This window comes from Paenirhodobacter enshiensis (assembly GCF_000740785.1).
Classification (GTDB): Bacteria; Pseudomonadota; Alphaproteobacteria; order Rhodobacterales; family Rhodobacteraceae; genus Rhodobacter; species Rhodobacter enshiensis.
Genome location: NZ_JFZB01000040.1, coordinates 1 through 2,021, shown reverse-complemented (window position 1 = coordinate 2,021; position 2,021 = coordinate 1). Strand labels below are relative to the sequence as shown.

3 protein-coding genes and 1 pseudogene are annotated in these 2,021 nt (G+C 59.7%); 2 read left to right on the top strand and 2 right to left on the bottom strand.

All coding sequences use genetic code 11. The features are described from left to right. Both CG50_RS13980 and CG50_RS13975 read left to right on the top strand, forming a co-directional pair. Positions 1–312 (top strand): YnfA family protein (locus tag CG50_RS13980; RefSeq protein WP_211248634.1); only part of this gene is annotated, 312 nt, incomplete at its 5' end. Between the two features lie 27 nt (positions 313–339). Continuing rightward, positions 340–1,029: pseudogene (locus CG50_RS13975) on the top strand (IS256 family transposase); the annotation flags it as partial. A gap of 324 nt (positions 1,030–1,353) precedes the next feature. Here CG50_RS13975 and CG50_RS16670 read toward each other — a convergent pair. Further along, a complete protein-coding gene (locus CG50_RS16670; RefSeq protein WP_081880459.1) occupies positions 1,354–1,680 on the bottom strand; it encodes a type II toxin-antitoxin system PemK/MazF family toxin in 327 nt (108 codons plus the stop codon). Continuing rightward, positions 1,677–1,895 (bottom strand): antitoxin MazE family protein, encoded by a 219-nt coding sequence (locus tag CG50_RS16665; protein ID WP_081880458.1) that lies wholly within the window; start codon positions 1,893–1,895, stop codon positions 1,677–1,679. Before CG50_RS16665 ends, CG50_RS16670 begins: the two co-directional genes overlap by 4 nt. Positions 1,896–2,021: the final 126 nt, after the last annotated feature.

The window sequence follows — 2,021 nt, the reverse complement described above, 5'->3', positions numbered from 1 at the left end:
TATGCGTTGGCTGCTCTCGCCGAGATCGCGGGATGCTTCGCGTTTTGGGCCTGGCTGCGGCTTGACCGCTCTGCCCTCTGGCTTATCCCGGGCGCCATCTCCCTCGCCCTGTTCGCATACTTGCTGACGCGGGTTGAGGTCGAGTTTGTCGGTCGCGCATATGCGGCCTACGGCGGCATATACATCGCTGCATCTATCGTCTGGTTTTGGGCCGTAGAGGGGCAGATCCAGACCCGATGGGACATCATCGGTGCAGTCCTTTGTCTGACCGGCATGGCGATCATCCTGGTCGCCCCGATGCTTCAGAAGTAACCTGCGGTCTCAATCGGCCGGTTACGACGTATCATCAGCAAAGCGGTGATACTCGCGGTGGCGGTCAATGAGGACGGCAAGCGCGAGGTGCTGGGCGTTGCCACCGGCCCATCCGAGGCTGAAACCTTCTGGACCGAGTTCCTGCGGTCACGTCACTGGCCGATCATGGGTTGCGGGGCGTCAAGCTGGTCATAGCCGACGATCACAAGGGCCTGCGAGCCGCCGCACGCCGGGCCTTCAATGCGACCCAGCAACGTTGTCGCATTCACTGGATGCGCAATGAACGGGCCCATGCTCCGACGAAGCAGCGCACCGCGGTAGCGGCGATGCTGAAGACGATCTTCGCCCAGGAAACCAAGGCCGACGCCGAGGCGCAGTGGTCCATCGTGGCGGACGCCCTGCGCGAGAAGCAATCCAAGCTCAGGCGCCCTGATGGATGCGTATCGCGACGGTGTGCTGGCGTACATGTCCTTTCCCCGCGAGCATTGGCCCCAGATTGCGTCCACGAACCCGCTGGAGCGGGTGAACCGAGAGGTAAAACGGCGCGCCGACGTCATCGGGATCTTTCCGAATGACGCCGCCATCATCCGCCTCGTCGGAGCGCTAATGCTCGAGACAAACGACGAATGGGCCGTGGCCCGGCGATACATGTCTCTTGGAACCTTGGCTCGCGTTACCGACAATCCCACCATCAGGTTGCCCGCCGCAGCGTCCTGATCAGACTCAGACCTCTGAGAAGGTCGGCGCTCTTACACCACGCCGTGGGGCACTATCATTTCTCCGTTTTTAGTCCCCATCCCCCCATATATACGCGCAAGTAATTGATAATAAACGACGATTTTCGCCTGAACTTATAGAGCTATAGAACAAGAAAGGGCTGCGCCCGTTTTTCGATGAAAATTGAGGGAAAAACGGCTCAATCCGGAGTGATCGACGCCCTAGGGAGGGGGGATCGGATTGGGCCGTCGAAGTAGCCCAAGAGCGGGCGGCAAGAGCGCAGAGCCGCGATTATGGGTGGGGAGCGGTGATCTGTTTCCTTCGTCACCCGGCCAAGCCCAAGAGCAACGCCAATGATCGGTTCACACTGACCATCGCGGCATCATCAAGTCGGCCAAAAGCAGGGCCAACTTTGTCGGCTTTCACGGTCATTGGCTTGTCCAACATGATTTGAGATGGAGCGTGCAGCCCGTTATCGGAAGATGGTTCAATGGCTGGGCGCAGGAGCGGCGCATCAATCATTGTTGAGGTGATCGGTAAGATCACGACCGAGCCCAGATCGGAGAATTGATCAGATTGGACGACCAGCGCAGGCCGCGGCTTTCCGTAGTCGCCTTGAAGGGCGACGGTTACTAGATCGCCCCGCCTCAACGCCAGTCGTCCAGATCAGTCAGCGCGGCATCCATGAAATCGGAAAGCTCTGCATCAAGGCGATCCGCCTTCGCAATCAGGGCTGATTGGCGACGACATTCGGCGGAGAAACCGGGACGGCGAGTGTCGGGCACCCAGATTTGCACGGGGCGGAGGCCCGCTGCTCGAAGTGCCTCGCGGCGCTTCTGGACACGTTGAGAAACAGGGGTCGGCATGATGATCTCCTTTCCGTTACATGTAACATTGGCAACTGGAGATTTCAACCCGCCCCCCGTCCCTACAGCCCTTTTGATGGAGAGCGGGCCGGGGGCTTATCGCTTCTGCAGGTGCTCACAAATGGG